The sequence below is a fragment of the Paraburkholderia lebeckiae genome (genome assembly GCF_014201005.1).
Classification (GTDB): domain Bacteria; phylum Pseudomonadota; class Gammaproteobacteria; order Burkholderiales; family Burkholderiaceae; genus Paraburkholderia; species Paraburkholderia tuberum.
This window is the reverse complement of sequence record NZ_JACHDK010000015.1, coordinates 117,396-139,307: the sequence shown is the minus strand read 5'-3', so window position 1 is coordinate 139,307 and position 21,912 is coordinate 117,396. Positions and strand designations below refer to the sequence as shown.

The 21,912-nt window shown below is 62.4% G+C and carries 23 protein-coding genes and 1 pseudogene; 13 read left to right on the top strand and 11 right to left on the bottom strand.

Going from position 1 to position 21,912, the window contains the following annotated elements:
* Nucleotides 1-229 precede the first annotated feature (229 nt).
* Nucleotides 230-414 (top strand): annotated as a pseudogene (locus HDG39_RS24980) (transposase domain-containing protein); the annotation flags it as partial.
* Between the two features lie 59 nt (nt 415-473).
* Here the strand turns inward: HDG39_RS24980 and HDG39_RS24975 are convergent.
* Both HDG39_RS24975 and HDG39_RS24970 read right to left on the bottom strand, forming a co-directional pair.
* Complete coding sequence (locus HDG39_RS24975) at nt 474-1,397, bottom strand: dTDP-4-dehydrorhamnose reductase family protein (RefSeq protein WP_184009468.1); 924 nt, start codon at nt 1,395-1,397, stop codon at nt 474-476.
* A gap of 11 nt (nt 1,398-1,408) precedes the next feature.
* Nucleotides 1,409-1,612, bottom strand: coding sequence for a heavy-metal-associated domain-containing protein (locus HDG39_RS24970; protein WP_090803824.1), 204 nt, complete (start codon nt 1,610-1,612; stop codon nt 1,409-1,411).
* Nucleotides 1,613-1,746: 134 nt separating this feature from the next.
* On the opposite strand from HDG39_RS24970, the gene cueR reads away from it, so the two are divergent.
* The 4 genes from cueR (at nt 1,747) to HDG39_RS24950 (ending at nt 4,466) form a co-directional block, all read left to right on the top strand.
* Nucleotides 1,747-2,151: a Cu(I)-responsive transcriptional regulator gene (gene cueR / locus HDG39_RS24965; RefSeq protein WP_184009466.1), complete on the top strand. Its 405-nt coding sequence runs from the start codon at nt 1,747-1,749 to the stop codon at nt 2,149-2,151.
* Nucleotides 2,152-2,452: 301 nt separating this feature from the next.
* Entirely contained in the window at nt 2,453-2,599 is a 147-nt protein-coding gene (locus HDG39_RS24960) for a DUF3563 family protein (RefSeq protein ID WP_018418650.1), read from the top strand.
* 250 nt (nt 2,600-2,849) lie between these two features.
* Entirely contained in the window at nt 2,850-3,200 is a 351-nt protein-coding gene (locus tag HDG39_RS24955; protein ID WP_260328243.1) for a hypothetical protein, read from the top strand.
* Between the two features lie 225 nt (nt 3,201-3,425).
* Nucleotides 3,426-4,466, top strand: coding sequence for an ABC transporter substrate-binding protein (locus HDG39_RS24950; protein WP_184009464.1), 1,041 nt, complete (start codon nt 3,426-3,428; stop codon nt 4,464-4,466).
* 77 nt (nt 4,467-4,543) lie between these two features.
* Here the strand turns inward: HDG39_RS24950 and HDG39_RS24945 are convergent, their stop codons facing one another.
* Together HDG39_RS24945 and HDG39_RS24940 are read right to left on the bottom strand one after the other, a co-directional pair.
* Nucleotides 4,544-5,389 (bottom strand): 23S rRNA (adenine(2030)-N(6))-methyltransferase RlmJ, encoded by an 846-nt coding sequence (locus tag HDG39_RS24945; protein ID WP_184009462.1) that lies wholly within the window; start codon nt 5,387-5,389, stop codon nt 4,544-4,546.
* Nucleotides 5,390-5,495: 106 nt separating this feature from the next.
* Complete coding sequence (locus tag HDG39_RS24940; protein WP_184009460.1) at nt 5,496-6,467, bottom strand: potassium channel beta subunit family protein; 972 nt, start codon at nt 6,465-6,467, stop codon at nt 5,496-5,498.
* A 235-nt stretch (nt 6,468-6,702) separates the two neighbouring features.
* Between HDG39_RS24940 and HDG39_RS24935 the strand changes: the two genes are divergently transcribed.
* The gene (locus tag HDG39_RS24935) at nt 6,703-7,500 is read left to right on the top strand and encodes a 3-hydroxybutyrate dehydrogenase (RefSeq protein ID WP_184009458.1); all 798 of its coding nucleotides are present in this window, start codon (nt 6,703-6,705) and stop codon (nt 7,498-7,500) included.
* Between the two features lie 10 nt (nt 7,501-7,510).
* Nucleotides 7,511-8,743 (top strand): DUF3734 domain-containing protein, encoded by a 1,233-nt coding sequence (locus HDG39_RS24930; protein ID WP_184009456.1) that lies wholly within the window; start codon nt 7,511-7,513, stop codon nt 8,741-8,743.
* A gap of 154 nt (nt 8,744-8,897) precedes the next feature.
* Here the strand turns inward: HDG39_RS24930 and HDG39_RS24925 are convergent, their stop codons facing one another.
* Nucleotides 8,898-10,097 (bottom strand): amino acid aminotransferase, encoded by a 1,200-nt coding sequence (locus HDG39_RS24925; protein ID WP_184009454.1) that lies wholly within the window; start codon nt 10,095-10,097, stop codon nt 8,898-8,900.
* A 507-nt stretch (nt 10,098-10,604) separates the two neighbouring features.
* On the opposite strand from HDG39_RS24925, the gene uvrB reads away from it, so the two are divergent.
* The 5 genes from uvrB (at nt 10,605) to HDG39_RS24900 (ending at nt 16,392) form a co-directional block, all read left to right on the top strand.
* A complete protein-coding gene (uvrB, locus tag HDG39_RS24920) occupies nt 10,605-12,698 on the top strand; it encodes an excinuclease ABC subunit UvrB (protein WP_184009452.1) in 2,094 nt (697 codons plus the stop codon).
* Nucleotides 12,699-13,038: 340 nt separating this feature from the next.
* Nucleotides 13,039-13,587, top strand: coding sequence for an iron transporter (locus tag HDG39_RS24915; protein ID WP_184009450.1), 549 nt, complete (start codon nt 13,039-13,041; stop codon nt 13,585-13,587).
* A gap of 112 nt (nt 13,588-13,699) precedes the next feature.
* Entirely contained in the window at nt 13,700-14,032 is a 333-nt protein-coding gene (locus HDG39_RS24910) for a cupredoxin domain-containing protein (RefSeq protein WP_184009448.1), read from the top strand.
* Nucleotides 14,033-14,140: 108 nt separating this feature from the next.
* The gene (locus HDG39_RS24905; protein WP_184009446.1) at nt 14,141-14,986 is read left to right on the top strand and encodes an FTR1 family iron permease; all 846 of its coding nucleotides are present in this window, start codon (nt 14,141-14,143) and stop codon (nt 14,984-14,986) included.
* Nucleotides 14,983-16,392 carry a 4Fe-4S binding protein gene (locus HDG39_RS24900; RefSeq protein WP_184009444.1) on the top strand — a complete coding sequence of 470 codons (1,410 nt, stop codon included), beginning with the start codon at nt 14,983-14,985 and terminating at the stop codon, nt 16,390-16,392. The genes HDG39_RS24905 and HDG39_RS24900 overlap by 4 nt, the downstream gene beginning before the upstream one ends.
* A gap of 284 nt (nt 16,393-16,676) precedes the next feature.
* Here the strand turns inward: HDG39_RS24900 and hemP are convergent, their stop codons facing one another.
* From hemP to HDG39_RS24880, 4 genes are all read right to left on the bottom strand, one after another.
* The gene (hemP, locus tag HDG39_RS24895; protein WP_184009442.1) at nt 16,677-16,937 is read right to left on the bottom strand and encodes a hemin uptake protein HemP; all 261 of its coding nucleotides are present in this window, start codon (nt 16,935-16,937) and stop codon (nt 16,677-16,679) included.
* A gap of 185 nt (nt 16,938-17,122) precedes the next feature.
* Complete coding sequence (locus HDG39_RS24890; protein ID WP_018418636.1) at nt 17,123-17,605, bottom strand: SRPBCC family protein; 483 nt, start codon at nt 17,603-17,605, stop codon at nt 17,123-17,125.
* Nucleotides 17,606-17,690: 85 nt separating this feature from the next.
* The gene (locus HDG39_RS24885) at nt 17,691-18,089 is read right to left on the bottom strand and encodes an OsmC family protein (RefSeq protein WP_018418635.1); all 399 of its coding nucleotides are present in this window, start codon (nt 18,087-18,089) and stop codon (nt 17,691-17,693) included.
* A 206-nt stretch (nt 18,090-18,295) separates the two neighbouring features.
* Nucleotides 18,296-19,174, bottom strand: coding sequence for a pirin family protein (locus HDG39_RS24880; RefSeq protein ID WP_184009441.1), 879 nt, complete (start codon nt 19,172-19,174; stop codon nt 18,296-18,298).
* 122 nt (nt 19,175-19,296) lie between these two features.
* Here HDG39_RS24880 and HDG39_RS24875 point away from each other — a divergent pair, with 122 nt between their 5' ends.
* Entirely contained in the window at nt 19,297-20,307 is a 1,011-nt protein-coding gene (locus HDG39_RS24875) for a LysR family transcriptional regulator (RefSeq protein ID WP_184009439.1), read from the top strand.
* Between the two features lie 422 nt (nt 20,308-20,729).
* Here the strand turns inward: HDG39_RS24875 and HDG39_RS24870 are convergent, their stop codons facing one another.
* Entirely contained in the window at nt 20,730-21,149 is a 420-nt protein-coding gene (locus tag HDG39_RS24870) for an ExbD/TolR family protein (RefSeq protein ID WP_184009437.1), read from the bottom strand.
* Between the two features lie 16 nt (nt 21,150-21,165).
* Nucleotides 21,166-21,897: a MotA/TolQ/ExbB proton channel family protein gene (locus HDG39_RS24865; protein ID WP_018418631.1), complete on the bottom strand. Its 732-nt coding sequence runs from the start codon at nt 21,895-21,897 to the stop codon at nt 21,166-21,168.
* Between the last annotated feature and the right edge of the window lie 15 nt (nt 21,898-21,912).

The following is a 21,912-nucleotide window of genomic DNA, read 5'->3' as shown; positions in this document are numbered from 1 at the left end:
CCGGTTGGTGCCGTGACGCTTAACCCCGAACGTGACTCAGTCGTTGAGATGGCGTCGATCGGCGCAAATAAACAGCCTCTGGCTGCATGAGTGAGCGACAACCTGCTTGACGCGCGCCGCTCCTTCTCCAAAGGATAGATGTCCGTTTTTGCGGGTCAATCTCACACTGCAAGCATGCGATCCGTGTGCTCGCCCGAGAGCCCCCGCCACCCCAAGGGAAACCAGGGCCGCCGGGTCGCTGCGCGCTGGCCAACGTGCGGCCGCGATCATGAGCCTCATCCGCCCAGCGCAACTCAACGGTCACGAACCCGCGCATATCTGAAAGACATCGGGACACGGCTGCCCACCCACAGGGCAAGCGACATCGCCGCATTGCTGCCACATAACTGGCAGCTTCTTACCGCTGTCGCATGATTCACCGTTCGTCAACGCAGGTTCGCCAGCCGCTTACCGTACGCACGCAAGCCGCCGGATCATACGGAAGTCGCCTGTCCCTGCCACGGAAACGCGGCCAGCACCTGCCGGATCGCCATATCGAAGGGCGAGCGTCGGCCGATTCCGAGTACCTCTAAACGGCTCGATGCCAGATGACAGTTGTGCGGGCGCGGCGTCGCGTCGGTGGGTGTGCGCTGAGGCGTCAGACGCGCGTCGAGTTGCAACGCTTCTGCCAGGCGCACGGCGATCTCATACTTGTTCATCGGTTCGTCGCCCGACCATTGCACGATGCCAGAGATCGTTTCGCCGCGCGCGTGCCGCTCGAGCATCTGTCGGATCACGAAAGCGACATCGGGCGTGAACGTAGGATAGCGGATCGCCCAAGCGTCCATCCTGGCAGCCTGGGCCCCCGGCGCCGCCGCCGCTGCAATGGCCGGCACGAGGCTAGTCACGGCCGATTCCGACCAACTGACGATCGGACCATATAGCAGCGGCAGACGCAGCACGCATCCGTCCTCGGCCGTGTCGGTCAGCGCTCGCTCGCCTTCGAGCTTGCTCTGTCCGTACGCGTTCAGTGGCGCAGGTGTGCTGTCGTGACGATAGGGCGGGTGCGTGCCGTCGAACACGTAGTCGGTCGAGATCGACAGTGTCCACGCGCCGTGTCGGTTCGCCGCCCCGGCGATCATTCGCACGGCATCGACGTTCAGCGCGCGAGCAAGCGCCGGATCGCGCTCGCATACATCGGGACGGCGCTCCGCCGCGGCAATCACGACGGCATCCGGCGCTACGCGATCGATGAAACGCTCGACCGCAAAGCTATTGCGTACATCCAACGCGACCGTTCGCGGAGACGTTCGGCTATATGCGGTGAAGACGGTCTGCCAGCCGGTCTGGCGCGCGAGTTCGTCGTTGAGCGCGCGGCCGAGCAATCCGGAACCACCTATTACGGCAACCTTGAACATGCGCGGCACCCTCAGCGCACAGACGTGACCGTGTATCCGGCCTCGTCAATCGCGGCCTTCAGCGCATCGACGGGTTGCGCCGACTCCACGAGCACGCGGCCGGTCGCGAGATCCACCTGAACCTGCGCGGCGGCGTCGTGCTCGCGAATCGCGCTCGTGACAGCGGCAACACAGTGCTGGCAGCTCATCCCTTCTACATGGAGTTCGATTGTCATTGCAAAGACCTCGGCGGAATCAGATTGCGGATAGTCGAATTATGCCTCCCGTACCTTGTTTGAGTAGCTGACCTTCCCACCATGGGAAGGTGTAGGATCGATTGGAGTTCAGCCGCAACCTTGGGGAAACAGTCATGAACATAGGCGAAGCGGCCCGCGTGTCGGGCGTTACGGCAAAAATGATCCGCTACTACGAAAGTGTCGGACTATTGACTGCGAAGGCGCGCACGAGTGCCGGTTATCGTGTGTATGGCCCGCAGGAAGTGCATTCCTTGCGCTTTATTCGCCAGGCTCGCCGGCTCGGATTTCTGGTCGAGGATATCCGGCGGCTGCTTGCTCTATGGCACGACCGCTCGCGTGCAAGCGCCGAAGTAAAGCGGATCGCGCTCGAACATGTCGCCGAACTCGATCGCCGCATCGCCGAACTGACGGACATGCGCGACACTCTCGCGCATCTGGCCGATCATTGCCATGGTGATGACCGGCCAGATTGTCCGATTATCGAGCGACTGGCGGACACCGATCTTGTATCGGGATAAGGTTGCCGTCCGCTTTAGCAGCTGATCGAAGTGCAACCCAGCCTGCCGATTCTTAAGGTCCGAGCGATTTATGCACCGAAAGTGAGCATAATTGCGAAAAAACGTCGGTCGCCTCGATGAAGCTTAATAAAATCAGGCGCTGGATTGCACCTTTCCAGTGCATTATTCCAAAACGGAATGCACGGCATGCGTGCATTTCACTGTTCAGGTTGCACCTTAGGGTTATAATGCGGGTTAACCCTTTTACGGGAAATCCCTGATGTCAAATCACGGGGATTCGATCCGATCCTTGGAGAACATCATGTTTGCATTCATTCTAGAGAAGCTCAGCACCTGGTTCGAAACCGCGGAACGTAGCCGTCGTGAGGCATATCTCGCATCGTCGTCGGATATCGTTCAGCTCGAACAGCGCATCCGTTCGCTCGAAACCAACGGCTATTCGCTGTAAGTTTCCGCCTTGAGTTTGACCTGACGTGGCCTGCTTTTGAGCGGCTATTGCAGTACCAATGTCGAGCCCCGTCAAAGCGGGGCTTTGTCGTATCTGGACATCGAAATCCGCGTGTGCCTTCAACGCTTTTTCGAGTAAACGGCGCAAGAAAGCTGCCGATGGCGAATATCGACTAGCTTCGTAACGCGGCCCGCGGTAATGTAAGGCGTTTTTTCGCGCAAGACGGCATTCATAACCAATCGGGCTGTCCATGTCCTCCGTCCGTTCGCTGCAAACTTTCCGATCCGCGATGGCCGCGGCCGCCGTGGCGACGCTGGCCGCCCTCTGCGCCGCGTCGGACGCATTCGCGGTGTCCGATAACGGGCGTCCTCCCGTGATCCTCGATACGCTTGGCGGCGTCAATAATGGCCAGAGCGGTACCGTACTGCTGAGCTCGCCGCCTGCGCCGGAGCCGATCGTCGCCGCGCCGCCGATCGCGGCACCGGTCGAGCTGCCTTCGGAATCGTCGCCGCCGTTCGTGGTTGCGCCGTATATCCAATTGCCGGCGGGTGGTGGCGTGCCGCCGCGGCCGATGCCTCGAGCGGTGCCCCTGCCGCAATAGGTACCGACGGCGCGAAAGATCGTCGGCGGTGCTTCTGCACGGTCCCGTTTCTCTCCCATACGCCAGCTTGCCTCGCACCCGACAATCGCATTCGGGTTTGGGCGCATGGCGTCCGTGAAACCGTCCGACGACAATCGTTGCGCGCCTCGCCGCCGTGAGCTTCGATCTCGGCATGTGCGCCTGCGTCACTGCTTCGAATGGAAAACACAACAAGGAGACGTCACCATGCTCAATCAATGGATGCAGCGTGCGACGCGCACCTGCGTGATGCTGCTGGCACTGGCTGCGTTGCCGGGCGCTGGGTTCGCGAAGGACACGCCGGAAATGCCGACACTGACGATGGCCGTCGGCGGCTTACCTGGCCTGTACTATCTGCCGGTCCTCGCCGCACAGCAGCTCGGCTACTTCAAGGACGAAGGCCTGAACGTCACGCTCGAAGATTTCGCGGGCGGCTCGAAAGCGCTCGAAGCGGTGGTGGGCGGCAGCGCCGAAGTCGGCGCGGGCGCGTTCGAGCACACGTTGTTCATGCAGGCGAAGGGTCAGCACTATCGCGCGTTCGTGTTGATGGGCCGCGCACCGCAGATAGTGATCGGCGTGGTGAAGTCGAAGGCCGATCAGCTCAAGTCGCTCGCGGACTTCAAAGGCGCGAAGGTCGGCGTGAGCGCACCGGGTTCGTCGACGGATCTCGTGCTCACCGTTGCGTTGCGCAAGGCCGGCGTGCAGCGCAGCGACATTTCGGCGATCGGTGTCGGCAGCGGCGCGACGGTGCTTGCCGCGGTGGGCAGTGGGCAGATCGACGCGCTGTCCAATGTCGATCCAATGATGACCAAGCTCACGCGTAGCGGCGCCATCAAGGTGCTTGTGGATACGCGCACGGTGAAAGGCACGCAGGAGGTGTTCGGCGGCATGATGCCCGCGGCGACGCTTTACGCGGCCGAAAGCTTCATCCAGAAAAATCCGAAGACAACGCAGGCGCTGACCAACGCGATCGTGCGTGCGAATCATTGGCTGCAGACTGCGAGCGACACGGATCTGCTGAAGATGGTGCCGCAAGCCTATCTATTGGGCGACCCGACGCTCTATCTCGACGCCTTTCACAACGTGCGCGACGCGTATTCGCCGGACGGACTTATGCCCGCTGATGGCCCGGCGACGTCGCTGCGCGCGTTGTCGTCGTTCGATAGCCGGCTCGATCCGAAAAAGATCGACCTGAGTGCTACCTATACGAACCAGTTCGCGAGCAAGGCGGCCGCGCAGTTCAAGTGAGCGTATGCGGAGATCGGGTTGCGCAAGACAGGTGACGGGGAACCGCGCGCGGCACGCTCACGCGCCGGTCGTCACGCTCAATTGCCGCGATATTCGACGTTGAACGTCGCAGCCTTGTCCTCGCCGAGCGTTTTGACGAGCCATGGCATCTGATCCTTCAGCGTCTTGGCGAGCGTATACGGCGGATTCAGGATGAACATGCCGCTACCGAACAGCCCATAGCCGTCTTCCGGCGGATTGCTGACGGTCAGGCTGACGTGCAGCCAGTTGTCCTTCTGCAACTGCTTCAGTTGATCAGGAAAGCGCTGCGACTCGGGGCGCTTGACCTGCGGATACCAGATCGCATACGTGCCGGTCGGAAACCGCTTCAGACTTTCCTCGACACAGCGCAGCGTGCGCCCGTAATCGCGCTTGTCTTCATACGACGGGTCGAGCAGGATCAGCGCGCGACGCGGCGCCGGCGGCAACAGCGCGAGAATGCCGTCGAAGCCGTCGCCCGCATACAGCATTGCGCGTCGGCCCGCGTCGCGAAAATTGTGGCGCAGCACGTCGATTTCGGTGCTGTGCAATTCGAAGAGCCGCATACGATCCTGCGCGCGCAGCTGTCGCCACGCGAGATACGGCGAGCCCGGATAAAAATGCAACTGGCCATCGGAATTGAGCGCGCTGACTTCATCGACGTATTCGGCGAACAGCGGCGGCAGATCGTTGCGGCCCCACAGTTTCGCAATACCCGTCTCGAACTCGCCGGTCTTCGTCGCGTAGCCTTCCTTCAGCGAGTAAACGCCGGCGCCCGCGTGCGTGTCGATATACCAGTAGGCCTTGTCCTTCTGGCCAAGGTAGCGCAGGAGCTGCAACACGACGGCGTGTTTCAGAACGTCGGCGTGATTGCCGGCATGAAAGGCGTGGCGGTAGCTGAGCATGATGAGAGGACGCTGAGAGAGCGCAGGCTGGCCCGAAGGAGCCGGCGACGCGCGGTCGCGTATTGTACGCGACCGCGCGTGCCCGGTTAGGGCGCTGCGCGCGCGATTACTCGTGCGCGTCGCCGATGATCTCCTCGATCCGCTGCTTTATCTCTGGTGTGATGCGCTTGGCCACCTCGGCGGACTGCATGTTTTCGCCGATCTGTTCGACCCGCGAGGCGCCCGTGATCACCGTGCTGACATTCGGATTCTTCAAAATCCACGCTATCGCGAGCTGACCGACCGTGCAGCCGAGCTCGTCGGCGACCGCGCCGAGCTGGCCGACCACATTGTTCCGGGTCGGGTCCGTGAGCTGCTGACGCAGCCAGTCATAGCCCTGCAACTGCGCGCGACTGTCGGCTGGCACGCCGTCACGATATTTGCCGGTGAGCAGCCCCGATGCGAGTGGGCTCCACGTGGTCAGGCCGAGGCCGATGTCCTCGTAGAGCCGTTTGTATTCCTGCTCGACGCGTTTGCGGTGAAACAGGTTGTATTGCGGCTGCTCCATGACCGGCTTGTGCAGATGATGCCGCTCGGCGATTTCATAGGCGGCGCGAATCTCGTCGGCGCTCCATTCCGAGGTGCCCCAGTACAGCGCCTTGCCGCGCGCGATCATGTCGCTCATTGCCCACACCGTTTCCTCGACCGGCGTGTTCGGGTCCGCACGATGACAGAACACGAGATCCACATAGTCGAGCTGCAGGCGCTTCAGCGACGCGTCGATCGCGTTCATCAGGTACTTGCGGTTCAGCGTGTGGTACTGGTTCGGCGCTTCGTTGAGTCCCCAGAAGAATTTCGTCGACACGACGTAGCTCACGCGCGGCCACGCGAGCTCCTTCAACGCATGGCCCATGATTTCCTCGGATTTGCCGCCCGCGTAGACTTCGGCGTTGTCGAAGAAATTGACGCCCGCGTCGCGCGCCGCGGCAAGCGATTCGCGCGCGGCGCGGTGATCCACCTGGTTGCCGTACGTGACCCATGAGCCGATGGACAACTCGCTCACTCGCAGGCCCGAGCGGCCCAGACGTCGATAATTCATACATGTCTCCTGGTTGGTGATGCCACGGGAATGGAGCCCGGATTCAGCCCGAAAGCGTCCAGTTTAAAGAGATACGGTTCGATGTGCGTTTTACCTATGTCGTTCACAGGGTTCATGCACAATAGCAAAGTCGGCCGCCGCGCTGCATCCGCCGAACGGTCTATACCGTTTGGCCGACTTCTCGCCGCGCGCGGTCTCGTGGTCTCATTGCTCATCAACTGCATGGAGGTTCTGGATGTCGTCTGTGAACTCGAATCTGAACGGCAAGGTTGCCGTCGTCACTGGCGCCGCGAGCGGCATCGGCAAACAGATCGCGTTGACTCTGTCGGCCGCGGGTGCTGCGGTCGCGATCGCCGACCTGAACCAGGACGGCGCGAACGCCGTGGCTGAAGAAATCAGAAAGGGCGGCGGTAAGGCAATCGGCGTGGCAATGGACGTGACGAACGAAGATGCCGTCAACCGGGGGATCGACAAGGTCGCCGAGGAATTCGGTTCGATCGACATTCTCGTTTCCAACGCCGGCATCCAGATCGTCAATCCGATCGAAAACTATTCGTTTTCGGACTGGAAGAAGATGCAGGCCATTCACGTGGACGGCGCGTTCCTGACCACCAAGGCCGCGCTCAAGCACATGTACAAGGACAATCGCGGCGGCGTCGTGATTTACATGGGCTCGGTCCACTCGCATCTCGCCTCGCCGCTGAAGTCGGCGTACGTGACCGCGAAGCACGCTCTGCTGGGCCTGTCGCGCGTGCTTGCCAAAGAGGGCGCTGCGCATAATGTGCGTTCGCACGTCGTGTGTCCGGGTTTCGTGCGCACGCCGCTCGTCGACAAGCAGATTCCCGAGCAGGCGAAAGAACTCGGCATCAGCGAAGAGGACGTGATCAAGCGCGTGATGCTGGGCGGCACCGTCGACGGTATCTTCACGACGGTCGAAGACGTCGCGCAGACCGTGCTGTTCCTGTCGACATTCCCGAGCGCGGCGCTGACCGGCCAGTCGTTCGTCGTGAGCCACGGCTGGTACATGCACTAAGGGGCCGTCCATGGCGCAACGCAATCTGAAGCGGGCGCGCGTGGGCGTGTCGGGCGACGGGGAGGGCGCGGGTCCGTCGGTCGCCGCCCGCCCGCGCCGGCATCCCCGGTTGCCCAACTACGAAACCGTCGCGCTGATGCTGCAAGGCGGTGGCGCGCTCGGCGCCTATCAGGCCGGCGTCTTTCAGGGACTTTACGAAGCCGGCATCGAACCGAACTGGATCGCGGGCATCTCGATCGGTGCACTGAATACGGCGATCATTGCGGGCAATCCACCGGAACGACGCGTCGAGCGTCTGCTGCAATTCTGGGAGACGATCTGCCAGCCGGCGTTCGGGGCGCCCTTGCCAGCTCCGATCGAACACCTGCTGTTCAATTCGAGCGAAGCGGTGCGCAAGGCATTTACGGCAGCGCAGGCAATGAGCGCGATCGTCGAAGGGCAAAAGGGCTTTTTCGTGCCGCGTTTCCCACCGCCGTTGCCCGCGGTGTCCGGTCCGCCGCAATTGGCGAGCTACTACGACACCACGCCGCTGAAGGCCACGCTCGAGTCGCTGTGTGATTTCGACCGGATTAATTCCGGCGAAACACGCGTATCGGTGGGCGCGGTGAATTGCGGCACGGGCAATTTCGCGTACTTCGACAATACCCACACCACGCTCAGGCCCGAGCATTTCATAGCGTCTGGCGCGTTGCCGCCGGGCTTCGCGGCCGTCGAGATCGACGGTCAGTTCTACTGGGACGGCGGGCTGATGTCGAATACGCCGCTCTACGAGGTACTCCAGTCCACGCCGCGTCGCGACACGCTCGCGTTTCAGGTCGACCTATGGAGTGCGATCGGGCCGGTGCCGGACAACCTCACCGACGTGCAGGGCCGCATGAAAGACATCCAGTATTCGAGCCGTACGCGTCTCGTGACCGACATGCTGCAGCGCTCACAGCGTTTCCGCCACGTACTGCGCGAGGTGCTGGACCGTGTGCCAGAAGACCAACGCGACGATCCGTGGTGCAAGCTGGCCGAAGATCTGTCGTGTTCAAAGCGCTACAACGTGATTCACCTGATCTATCGGCACAAGGAATACGAAGGACACTACAAGGACTTTCAATTCGGTCTGTCGACGATGCGCGAGCATTGGCGAAGCGGTCTTGAAGATATTCTCCGTTCTCTCGAGCGGCCCGACTGGCTCGATATGCCGGAAAACGATGCCGGGTTCGTCACGCACGATATTCATCGGGATTCGCGCTGACTCCTCGCGGAGAGCGCCGACGCTGCGCCAACCAAGGCCGAACCGTCAGAAAATAAAAAAACGGCGCCCTTTCAGAAAAGGGCGCCGTTTTTATAGGGGTGGCAGCGGCGAACCTGCTGCACTTGCACGGCAGACCTCCGCGCCGTGAATCGCCTTACTTCAGCACGTGAGCAATCGCGGTGGCGACGACGTCGAGGTTGCGCGTATTGAGCGCAGCCACGCAGATGCGGCCCGTGCTGACTGCATAGATACCGAACTCTTCGCGCAGACGGTCCACTTGCGGTGCCGTCAGACCCGAGTACGAGAACATGCCGCGCTGTGCATTCACGAAGCCGAAGTCACGATCAACGCCGCTTGCCTTCAGACGCTCGACGAGACCATTGCGCATCGCGCGGATGCGCTCGCGCATTTCGCCCAGTTCGCTTTCCCACGTCGCGCGCAGTTCCGGCGATGCGAGCACGGCCGCGACCACCGAGCCGCCGTGCGTCGGCGGGTTCGAGTAGTTGGTGCGGATCACGCGTTTAAGTTGCGACAGCACGCGCGCCGCTTCTTCCTTGCTCGCGGTGATGATCGACAGTGCGCCGACGCGCTCGCCGTACAGCGAGAACGACTTCGAGAACGACGAAGACACGAACACGTTCAGTTCCTGCGCCGCGAACAGACGCACGGCTGCCGCGTCCGCTTCGATGTTGTCGCCGAAGCCCTGATAGGCGATATCGAGGAACGGCACGAGGTTGCGCGCCTTGACGACCTCGACGACCTGCTTCCACTGCTCGACGCTCAGGTCGACGCCGGTCGGGTTATGGCAGCACGCGTGCAGCACGACGATCGTGCCTGCCTCATAGCTGATCAGCGCGCTCAACATGCCGTCGAAGTTCACGCCATGCGTCTGCGCGTCATAGTACGGATACGATTCGACGACGAAGCCCGCGCCTTCGAACAGCGCGCGGTGATTTTCCCAGCTCGGATCGCTGATCGCGACCTTGCTATTCGGATTCACGCGCTTCAGGAAGTCCGCGCCGATCTTCAGCGCGCCCGTGCCGCCCAGCGCCTGCGCCGTGACGACGCGGCCGGCCGCGATCAGCGGCGAGTCGTTGCCGAGCAGCAGCTTTTGCACGGCGGCATCGTAAGCGGCGATACCTTCGATCGGCAGATAGCCACGCGGCAGCGCGGCTTCGACCCGAGCCTGTTCCGCCTCGCGCACGGCGCGCAGCAGCGGAATCTTGCCTTCTTCATTGAAGTACACGCCAACGCCGAGGTTGACCTTGGTGGCGCGCGTATCGGCGTTGAAAGCTTCGTTCAGGCCCAGAATCGGGTCGCGGGGAGCAAGTTCGACGGCGGAGAACAGAGACATGATGGGTGGGCAGCAGTAGTGAAAAGAGGGCGGCTTCGCGCGCGAGCGGCCTCATCTGGGGCGTCGGCGGCGTTTCGCGAGTGGGCGTGAGTTCGACGAAACGCGAAAATCGGGGACGGCCTATGGACAGCGGCGAGCGAGCGCAACTTCGCATTGTAACGAATCCGGCCGCTTTTTTCGGACGACCGGACGGGCAAAAGGCAATTATTTGCTTGAAAAACAGGCACTGGGGAGCCATGTGGCAGCAAGGAATTCGAGCGGGCGTGGCGATGTCGACGGCGCGAACCGGCCGAGGTGCGCTGTCCATTGGCGCTGACTGCGCCACGATGACGCGTGGCGTGCAGGACACAGCCGGCATGCGAGTTCGCGCTAACCCTTCAGGGCGCCCAAGTCCGCAAAGGGCCATATCACACCGGCGCCCAGGGCCGCCCTACGTAAGCCCGCTCGATCTTCGCTTTCCGCAACCCGTTAGAATGATCTTTTGCCCAAGGCCCGGTGCCGCCCCTCATGTCCGAACACCATCTGACTGAAGCCGACGATACGCTCGACGAATCAAAATTCATCACGTTCGAAGGTTCACCGTTCAAGCTCTACCAGCCGTATCTGCCCGCCGGCGACCAGCCCACGGCCATCGACACGCTCGTCGAAGGCGTAGGCGACGGTCTCGCGTTCCAGACGCTGCTCGGCGTGACCGGCTCTGGCAAGACTTTCACGATGGCCAACACGATCGCGCGGCTCGGCCGCCCGGCGATCGTGTTCGCGCCGAACAAGACGCTCGCCGCGCAGCTGTATTCGGAGTTCCGCGAGTTCTTTCCGCGCAACGCGGTCGAGTACTTCGTCTCGTACTACGACTACTACCAGCCGGAAGCGTATGTGCCGCAGCGCGATCTGTTCATCGAGAAAGACTCGTCGATCAACGAGCATATCGAGCAGATGCGGCTATCGGCGACCAAGAGCCTGATGGAGCGGCGCGACGTGGTGATCGTCGCGACAGTGTCGGCGATTTACGGTATCGGCAATCCGTCCGAATACCACCGGATGATCCTGACGCTGCGCACCGGCGACCGGCTCGGCCAGCGCGACGTCATCGCGCGGCTGATCGCGATGCAGTACAGCCGCAACGAAGCCGACTTCCAGCGCGGCTCGTTCCGGGTGCGCGGCGACACCATCGATATCTTCCCGGCCGAGCACGCTGAGATGGCGGTGCGCGTTGAGTTGTTCGACGACGAAATCGAAACACTACAGCTATTCGATCCGCTCACCGGCCGCGTGCGACAGAAAATTCCGCGCTTTACCGTGTATCCGTCGTCGCACTACGTGACCCCGCGCGACACCGTGCTGCGCGCGGTCGAAACGATCAAGGCCGAGTTGCGCGACCGGCTCGAGTTCTTCTATAGCCAAGGCAAGCTCGTCGAGGCGCAGCGCCTCGAGCAGCGCACCCGCTTCGACCTCGAAATGCTGCAGGAGCTCGGTTTCTGCAAGGGAATCGAGAACTATTCGCGGCACTTCTCGGGCGCGGCGCCGGGCGAGCCGCCGCCGACGCTCGTCGATTACCTGCCGCCCGACGCGATCATGATGCTCGACGAATCGCACGTGCTGATTGGCCAGTTGAACGGCATGTACAACGGCGACCGCGCGCGCAAGGAAAATCTCGTCGACTACGGCTTCCGGCTGCCGTCGGCGCTCGACAACCGGCCGCTCAAGTTCAACGAGTTCGAGCGCAAGATGCGCCAGGTCGTGTTCGTGTCGGCAACGCCCGCTGATTACGAGAAGAGGACCGCGGGGCAGGTCGCCGAACAGCTTGTCCGTCCGACCGGTCTTGTCGACCCTGAAATCGAGGTGCGGCCGGCGCGCAGCCAGGTCGACGACGTGCTTGGCGAGATCAACGAGCGCATCAAGGTCGGCGACCGCGTGCTGGTCACGACGCTGACCAAGCGGATGGCCGAGCAGCTCACCGAGTTCCTGGCCGACCACGGCATCAAGGTGCGCTATCTGCACAGCGACATCGACACGGTCGAGCGCGTCGAAATCATCCGCGATCTGCGTCTCGGCGCGTTCGACGTGCTGGTCGGCATCAACCTGCTGCGCGAGGGACTCGATATTCCCGAGGTATCTCTCGTCGCGATTCTCGACGCGGACAAGGAAGGCTTCCTGCGCGCCGAGCGTTCGCTGATCCAGACCATCGGCCGGGCGGCGCGTAACGTGAACGGCAAGGCGATTCTGTACGGGGACAACATCACGGACTCGATGCGTCGCGCGATCGACGAAACCGAGCGGCGCCGTACGAAGCAGATCGCGTTCAACGCCGCGCACGGCATTACGCCGCGCGGCGTCGTGAAACGGATTCGCGACATCATCGATGGCGTGTACAACGTCGACGAAGCGCGCGCCGAGTTGAAGGAACAGCAAGCCCGCGCGAAGTTCGAGGACATGTCCGAGAAGCAGCTCGCCAAGGAGATCAAGCGTCTCGAAAAGCAGATGATGGAGCACGCGAAGAATCTCGAATTCGAGAAGGCCGCGCAGACCCGCGACCAGCTAGCGCTGCTGCGTCAGCGCGTGTTCGGCGCGAACGTCGGCGACCACGTGTCGGGCGTCGAATAGCTAGCGTCCCTCCATCGCTTTTGTCCACCACGAAAGGGCGCGGCCATTCGCCGCGCCTGTTCACATCAGCCAGCGCTCAAGCTGCCGGTGAAACCGTTCGCGCGGGACGTCTTGGCTGTGACTAATTCTGTTCTGTTTCCTCCCCCGCACGAAGGTTTTCTTAAGCGGACCTTAAGACCCTGCTGTCATTAGGCAGAGCGTGCTGACAGGTTTGTTCTCGTCAACGATCGATGATAAACTCGCCCAATATTGAGAATGGTTCGCATTTAAATTTACATCTGACTTGCGACCGCAGTGTTTCAATGAAATCGATCCAGTCTGATAGAAACAAGGAGCTTCAATGCGGATTTCTTCCTTTGTGCGCGGTGGCGCGGCAGCGGTAGCTGCTGTCGCGGCGCTGTCGGCCTCGGCCGCCGAATATCCGATCGGCAAACAGCAGATCCAGGGCGGCATGGAAATCGGCGCGGTTTATCTGCAGCCGATCACGATGGAACCCGAAGGCATGATGCGCAAGGCGTCGGATTCGGACATCCACCTCGAGTCCGACATCCACGCGGTTAAGAACAATCCGACTGGATTCGCCGAAGGCGACTGGATGCCGTATCTGCAGGTGCACTACGAACTGACGAAGGCAGGCTCGAACCAGCCTTTGAAGGGCGACCTGATGCCGATGGTCGCGAACGATGGTCCGCACTACGGCGACAACGTCAAGCTGCAAGGCCCGGGCAAGTATCACCTGAAGCTGATCGTCGAACCGCCGATGCAGATGGGCCACGTGGCGTTCGGCCGCCACGTCGACAAGGAAACCGGCGTGGGTCCGTGGTTCAAGCCAATCACGCTCGAATACGACTTCACCTTCGCTGGCATCGGCAAGAAGGGCGGTTACTGATCGGCGCGCGGTGCCAACGCGGTCGCTCAACGTATCAATGAATGCAGCAGACGGCGCGCGGACAGTCGGAGTCATATCTGGCGTTGGCGCGTCGCGTTTTCCGGAAAGGGCAATGAGAATCAACCGAAAGATCGCGATGCTTGCCGCCACGTTTTGCCTGGTGGCCACGGCTCATGCAGCCGACCTGCCGACCTTCAAGCTCGAAATGAACGACGGCAAACTGAACCCGGCCCGCATCGAAGTGCCGGCAGGCCAGCGTATCAAGATCGAAGTACGCAACACCGGCAAGGGCGCGGCCGAATTCGAAAGCGTGCAGTTGCGTAAAGAGAAGGTTCTGGCGCCCGGCGCCGATTCGTTCGTCGTGATCGCTCCGCTGGAGCCGGGCGAATACAAGTTCTTCGACGACTTTCACCAGCAGGCGCAGGGCGTGATCGTCGCGAAGTAAGCAGGGGTCTCGATCGAATGCGAACGCGAACTCGCCACGGCAAGCGGGCGCTGTCGGTCGTGCGAGGCAACGGAAGCGGGCAGTAGAAGGATCGAAGGGAGAGCTTGAATGGGTCAGATTCTGTTCATCGTGTGGCGGGAAAGCGTCGAGGCGCTGCTGGTCGTCGGCATCCTGTACGCGTGGTTGAAAAACGGCGACGACGACGCCCGCCGCGGCTTGCCGTACCTGTGGGGCGGCGTGGCGGCCGGCGTAATCGCGGCGGTGGCGCTCGGCGCGGCGCTGGTGGGCTTCACCGAGGTGCTCTCCGGTGACGCGCAGGATTACTTCCAGACCGCGATGGTGCTCATCGCCTGCGCGCTGATCGTGCAGATGGTGCTGTGGATGAAGCAGCACGGCCGCACGCTGAAGCGCGACATGGAACAGTCGCTGCAAAAGAGCCAGCGCGATGCGAACTGGTGGGGCGTGGCGCTGCTGGTCGCACTGGCGATCGCGCGCGAAGGCAGCGAAACCGTGATCTTCCTGTACGGTCTCGGCTTTGGCCAGTCGGGTCATGTCGACGGCAGTCAGATGCTCGCTGTCGTGATCGGTCTCGCGCTTGCGTTCCTGACCTTCTACGTGTTGCAGCTCGGCGGCAAGATCATTTCGTGGCGGCTCTTTTTTCGCGTCACCGAAATCATGCTGCTGTTCCTCGGCGCGGGGCTGTTCCAGACCGGCGTCGACAAGCTGATCGACAAGGAAATCCTGCCGACGTTCGTCGGCCAGCTGTGGAATTCGTCGGCGATTCTCGATGACTCGAGCACCTTCGGTTCGCTCGTCGCGACACTGACCGGCTACCGCGCGCATCCGGCGCTGATGAATCTGCTCGCCTATGCCGTGTATTGGGCGGTCGTTTATCTGCTCGTGCGCCGCGCCAGTCGCAAGCCCGCGCAGCAGACGGCAGGGCGCGCGGCATGAGCGCCGTGATGGCTTCCCGGCCGGGCCGCCTCGCGGCGGCCGGCCAGTGGATGCAGCGCCACGGCGTGGTGATTCGCGGCATCCAGTGGGTCGTGGTCGCGGTGTATGCGTTCCTGATCGTCGTGCCCGCGCTGATGCCGCTGCCTGACGACACCGCGCATCTGTGGAACAACCTGACGCTCGCCGCGCAGTTCGTGTTCTGGGGCATCTGGTGGCCGTTCGTGTTGCTGTCGATGGTGATGCTCGGCCGCGTCTGGTGCGGCGTGCTGTGTCCGGAGGGCGCGCTCGCCGAATTCGCGAGCAAATTCGGCCGCGGCCGCGCGATTCCGCATTGGATGCGCTGGGGCGGCTGGCCGTTCGTCGCGTTCGGCATCACGACGATCTACGGGCAGATGGTGAGCGTCTACCAGTATCCGAAAGCGGTGTTGCTGGTACTCGGCGGCTCGACCTTCGCGGCAATCGTGATCGGTCTGCTATACGGACGCGAGAAGCGCGTCTGGTGCAAATACCTGTGCCCGGTCAACGGGGTTTTTTCGCTTCTGTCACGGCTCGCGCCGTTTCACTACAAGGTCGACGAAGACGCGTGGCGCCGCTCGTACACGAACGGCGAGCATGGGCATCGCGTGATTCCGATCAACTGCGCGCCGCTCGTGCCGTTGCGCAACATGAAGGGCGCGGCGGACTGCCATATGTGCGGCCGCTGCAGCGGACACCGCGATGCGATCGCGCTGACATGGCGCAAGCCGTCGACCGAAGTCGTGCAGTTGGGCGACAAGAACGCGAACCCGTGGGACACCGCGCTGATCCTGTATGGCCTGCTCGGCATCGCGATCGGCGCGTTCCACTGGACCGCGTCGCGCTGGTTCATCGACCTGAAGATGTTCGCCGCGACGTGGCTCGTCGATCGCGACATCACGTGGCCGCTCGACACCAACGCGCCGTGGTTCCTGTTCACGCATTACCCCGACCAGAACGACGTGTTCTCGTGGCTCGACGGCTCGCTGCTGATCGGCTACATCCTGTCGACGGCGCTTGTCTACGGCACCGCGCTGCTGCTGTTGCTGACGGGCGCGACGCGCATGCTCGGGCGCTTCGACGCAACGCGGCTGCATCACTTGACGCAGGGGCTGATTCCGATCGCGGGCGCGGGCGTATTCCTTGGTTTGTCGGCGACGACGCTGTCGCTGCTGCGCGCCGAGCACGTGTCGCTGTGGTGGGCGTCGGATCTGCGCATCGCAATTCTCGTGATTGCGAGCTCGTGGAGCGCATGGCTCGCGTGGCTCGTCACGCGCCGCTACAGCGAGCGCTTCGTGCAACGCGCGCTGGCGATGCTGTGGTTCGTCGCGGCGCTGGCGATCGTCAATAGCGCGTGGTGGCTGATGTTCTGGGGCTGGGCCTCGAAGTAAGTCTTTAGCCTGTGTCCGGTGCGAACGCAGGCGCAAGCGCAAACAAAAGAGCCGTGGGATGGTGACATCCCACGGCTTTTTCATTTTCATTTTCAGCGATGTACGCCGTTGCGCGCATCGGCTTTCGAGCGAGAACCAAAAAAGCGGCCTGGCTTGCTGCGACGGCTGGCTTGTGTCTGCACGAAGGGGTCTAGTTCTCGCGTGCAAGCCGTCATGGCTGGCTAATGCCTAACACCTCTCTGGGAGGTGGTCCCCACAATACCCGGTACTTACCTCGTGTCTTGCTACTTCGTCAGGATCAGCTTGCCGAGGCGCGTCGCACGCAGTTGATACGTGTCGCCGTTGTGCACGATGCTGATGTGACTATGGCCTTGCAGCAGCGCGTCGCTGCGCACGACCCGTTCCGACGTCTCGCCTTGGCCGGCGGTGCGTTCCGCGCCGGGTTTCGCTGCGGGCGCGGCCGTCGTCGACGATTTCGGGCGGCTGGTTAGCGCGGCGGACGAGCGGCGCAGGCTGAGCGTGGAGGAGCGAGTCATATCAGTCATTCGTTTTAGCTTGTTCGTCGATTCGATGTGATCATTCTAAATGATAACTATTCCTATTTACAAGATTGAGAAATTGATCGAATCCGACTTCTGATAGCTGAATGAAAGTTCGTCTGGACGGCGACTCTGGAAGCCATCCTGGCCATGGTCCCGCGACAGCATGGGCAGGGCGCCCGCGCGGTATCTCAGTGTAACGGTCCCGGTTCCTGCCTGGCCCCGACGTACTGGCGGATCAGCCGCACCGTATCGATATCGTTCTCTCGATATGCGGACTTGACGATCTCCTGCGTCTGCACGGCGTCCTGGTCGGTCGAGACGGGCAGCGTGGTCGCGTACTCGAAGCGCAGGAACAGCTGCAACTCATCGGGCTGCTCGATCGTCATCGTCAGGGAGCCGCCGACGTGCTCGGCGGTCGGCAGGATGTCGTAGCGCACGCTTTCGGTTTCCTGCAGTGTGACGCGATCGCGCACAGTGGCGTGGCCGTAGTGCAACTCACGCTCGAGCACATTGCCGTCGCGCGACAGGATCGTGCAACTGTCGAGACCGATCACGAACAGTTGCGGCTGCTCGGCGCGCAGCACGAGCCCTTGCCACAGCTGCTCGCGGGTCATCGATTCGACGAAGGGATTCAACGGATCGTTGATCTGAATAAGGTGTTCGAAATTCAAGACGATTGCGTCCTATGAAAATATTGCAATTCTCGTGACCCGAATGGACGGCGTCCGACCGTCCTATGCTCGTTTGCTGCGGCTGTTAAGCGACCGCGAGCGCGGAGCGGATCGAGATCGTGTGCGTGAGGATCTTGTGCACCGGGCACGCATTGGCAATTTGCAAAAGCCGTTCCCGCTGCTCGCCGGAGAGTTCGCCATCGAGCATGATCTGACGGTCGATCGTCGAGCCTGCGTCGCCGGTTTCCATCGACAGTTTGACCCGTACGCCCGCGAGCGGCCAGCCTTTGCGCTGCGCGTACATCTTTAGCGTGATCGACGTACAGGCGCCGAGGCTCGACAGCAGCAGCGAGACCGGCGTCGGGCCGCGGTCGCCGCCGCCTAGCGATTCGGGTTCGTCGGCAAGCCAGGTGTGCTTGCCGTCATCGAACACGACCTGGAAATTCGTCGAGCCGATGTGGGCGGTGACGGTGGACTCTGCCATGCGCGCTCCTCTGATAGGGATCAAACAACGTCGCGCGCCGCGGACTGTTGAAATCAACGCGGGCCGCGCGACATGAGCCGATATTGTGAACGAATTTACCGGCGTTCGCGCCCCGCGGCGGGTGATTTGGCGGCGCGCGCGTGGCTGGTGGCAAGCTTCGCCTCGCGCCGACAGGCCGAGACAAACGCGCGGTACACGCTCGCCTGTCAGTGCGTGATCGCGCCCATCCGCCCGGCCTGATAGTCGATCACCGCCTGACGGATTTCGTCTTCGGTATTCATCACGAACGGGCCATAGCGCACCACCGGTTCCTTCAGCGGCACGCCGCCGAGCAGCAGCACTTCGAGTGGTTCGTCGCCGGCCGTGATGGTCACCGCGTCGCCGTCGTCGGCGAACACCACCATCGTGCGCGCATCGATGTCCGCGCGCGTGTCGCCTTCGCCATACACGCCCTTGCCGGACAGCCCATACGCGAACACGCGATAGTCGGCCGGTACCGGCTGGCGGATCGTCGCGCCCGGCTGCAACGAGAAATGCTGATACAGGATCGGCGTACGCGTTTCGATCGCGGCCTTGACGCCGAGCGCTTCGCCCGCGATGACCTTCACGCGCACCTGACCGTCTTCGGACGTCGCGACCGGAATGCGTGCCGACGGGATTTCCTGATAGCGCGGCGCAATCATCTTGTCGCGACGTGGCAGGTTCACCCATAGCTGCAGGCCGTGCACGCGACCGCCGGTGCGCGTGAATTCCGGGTCCGGCATTTCGCTATGCACGACGCCCGCGCCCGCCGTCATCCATTGCACGTCACCCGCGTGCAGCGTGCCGGAATGGCCCGCCGAATCCTTGTGGCCGAACTGACCCTCGAGCACATAGGTGACCGTCTCGAAGCCGCGATGCGGATGATCGGGCGCGCCGATGGCCTCGCCTGGCGCATAGTCGACCGGCCCCATTTCGTCGAGCAGCAGGAACGGATCGAAGTCCATCAGCAGACGCGTCGGAAACGGTCGATAAACGATAAATCCGCCGCCCTCCACCGTGCGAACCGACGGGAACGTGCGTTCGATCGTGCGTGACGTAGTCATCAATATCACCTCGAAAAATGGGGAATAGCGTCATTTCTGAAACATGGGGCTATTATAGGGACCGTTTTTGGCGGTGCCAGCCGTCCCCCAGCAATGGATTGTTCTGTTCATGGAACGATGAGATGAAGATCGATTCACACAATCTGAACGACCTCATGTACTTTTCGCAGGTCGTCGAACATGGCGGATTTTCGGCCGCCGAGCGGGTGCTGGGCATCTCGAAGTCGCGCCTGTCGCGCCGGCTCACGGAGCTGGAGGCCTCGCTCGGCGTGCGCCTGTTGCAGCGTTCCACTCGCAAGCTCGCGCTGACCGAAGCGGGGCAGCTGTTCTACCAGCACTGTCAGGCGATGCTCAGCGAAGCGCAGGCGGCGGTCAATGTCGTGCAGCAGCTGCGCTCGTCGCCGCGCGGCACGGTGCGCGTCAGCGTGCCGGTCACGATCTCGCAGACGATTATGTCGACGATCCTGCCGGAATTCATGCACCGCTTTCCGGAGGTGCGCGTCGTGATGCGCGTGACGAATCGCGTGGTCGATCTGTTCGAGGATTCGATCGACGTCGCACTGCGCGTGCGTTCGGATCCGCCGGAAAACGCTAACATCGTCGTGCGGCCGCTGTGGCGCACCGAGCAGATGCTGGTCGGCGCGCCGAGCCTGCTGCAGCAGAATGCGCCGCCGCTGACGCCGGCCGACCTGAACCGCTTCGAAACACTCGACGTGCCGACGAGCGACGGCCGCCACGTGTACAACCTGATCTCGCCCGACGGCACGCGCCATGCTCACGAACACGAACCGCGCCTCGTGACCGCCGATCTGATGACGATTCGCGAGGCGGTGCTCGCCGGCGTTGGTATCGCCGCATTGCCGGAGATGATGTATGGAGCCGCGTTGAGAGCGGGGCAGTTGTCGCCCGTGATGCCGGGCTGGAGTTTTCCGACGCCGCAGTTGTACGCGGTGTTCGTGTCGCGTCAGGGGATGGTGCCGGCCGTGCGCGCGTTCGTCGATTATCTTGTCGAGATGCTCGATCCGGATGAGGGCAAGCACATCATCGGCGAGTGTCCTGAGCGCGCCGAAAAAGCGGCGGCGCAGGGATCGGTGGCGAGGGCTTCCTCCGCTGTGTCGGCGGCGGTTTCATAAGGCTCTGTGGCAACTTAAAGGGGCACGGTGCGCCGCGGGCCGCTAGCGCGCTTCGCAAATCGTTTTTAGCATTTAAGCGCGGCCTGTCATGATTACTTTCAATGGCCGCGTGCTTGAATGCGCGCACACACAGGCATATAGTAAAATCCCTTTCGCTAAGGAGTGTCCTATGCGAAAACTCATGGCCGCTATCATAGCGGGCCTGATAGGGCTGACCGCGTTGTCCGTGTCGACCACGGCCCTCGCATGCGGTGATAAAAGCTATCAGTCTTCGGCCGATGGCAAATGATCCCGCCGCCCGAAGGCGCCGAGTGCGCACAAAAAAAGGCCTTCATCCGACGATGAAGGCCTTTTACTTTTTGGCCCTGTTTAAAGGGGTTTTCCCGTTGACGAGCGCGCTGCTCCGCGTGCCTCGTCACCGTTCACTTCGCTTTGGGCTGTGTGACGAAACCAATCTTCGTCAGTCCGCCGGCCTGCGCGGCCGACATCACCTGCGCGACCTTCTCGTACGGCACCTTGCGGTCCGCATCGAGATGCAACTCCGGTTGCGGGCTCGCCTGAGCGGCCGCGGCGATCTTCGCGGCGAGCGCCGCATCGTCGACCTTGATGCTGTCCCACAGCACGTTGCCGTCCGCGTCGATCGATACCGTCACCTGCGCGGGCTTCGTGTCTTCCTTCTGACTGCTCGCGTGCGGCAGATCGATCTTGACCGCGTGACGGATCACCGGAATCGTCACCATGAAGACGATCAGCAGAACCAGCATCACGTCGACGAGCGGCGTCATGTTGATCTCGTTCATCAGGCCGTCGTCATCGTCTCCGGCGAAAGGGCTCATTGCCATTGGAATGCCTCGTCGATCAGTTGGCGCGGGTTGCGAGACGCAGGCCGTCGCCGCGCCTGGTCGACGACAGACGGGCACCCGTTACGAAGAATGCATGCAGCCCGTGCGCGAAGCGGCTCAGCTTCGCGACGATCGCCTTGTTGGCGCGCGTCAGCGCGTTGTAGCCGAGCACGGCCGGAATCGCGACGAACAGACCGAACGCGGTCATGATCAGCGCCTCGCCGACCGGGCCGGCGACCTGGTCGATCGACGACTGGCCGCTCGCGCCGATCGCGAGCAGCGCGTGATAGATGCCCCACACGGTGCCGAACAGGCCGACGAACGGCGCGGTGCTGCCGATCGACGCGAGAATCGCGAGACCGCTCTGCATGCGCGCGACGCTTTCGTCCATCGTGTCCTTCAGGCAGCGCGTGATCCAGTCCGACACGTCCATGCGGTCGTGCAGATGCGGCTGCGTCTGGTGATGATGGTCGGCCGCTTCCTGGCCCGACAGCGCGAGCGCGAGGAACGGGTTGTCATGCGGCGTCGAGGCGCCGCCGCCGAGCTTCTTCACGCCGTCGGCGAGATCGTCCGAATGCCAGAACGCCTGCTCGGCGTTCTTCGTCAGGCGCTTCAGGCGCATCACGTTCCAGCCTTTGACGACGATCACGCTCCACGACATCACCGACATGATCAATAGCGCGAGCGCGATACCGCGCGTCACGAAATCCCCTTGCGCCCACACGTGTGCCAATCCGTAGTTTTGCATTGCAATTCCCTGTTT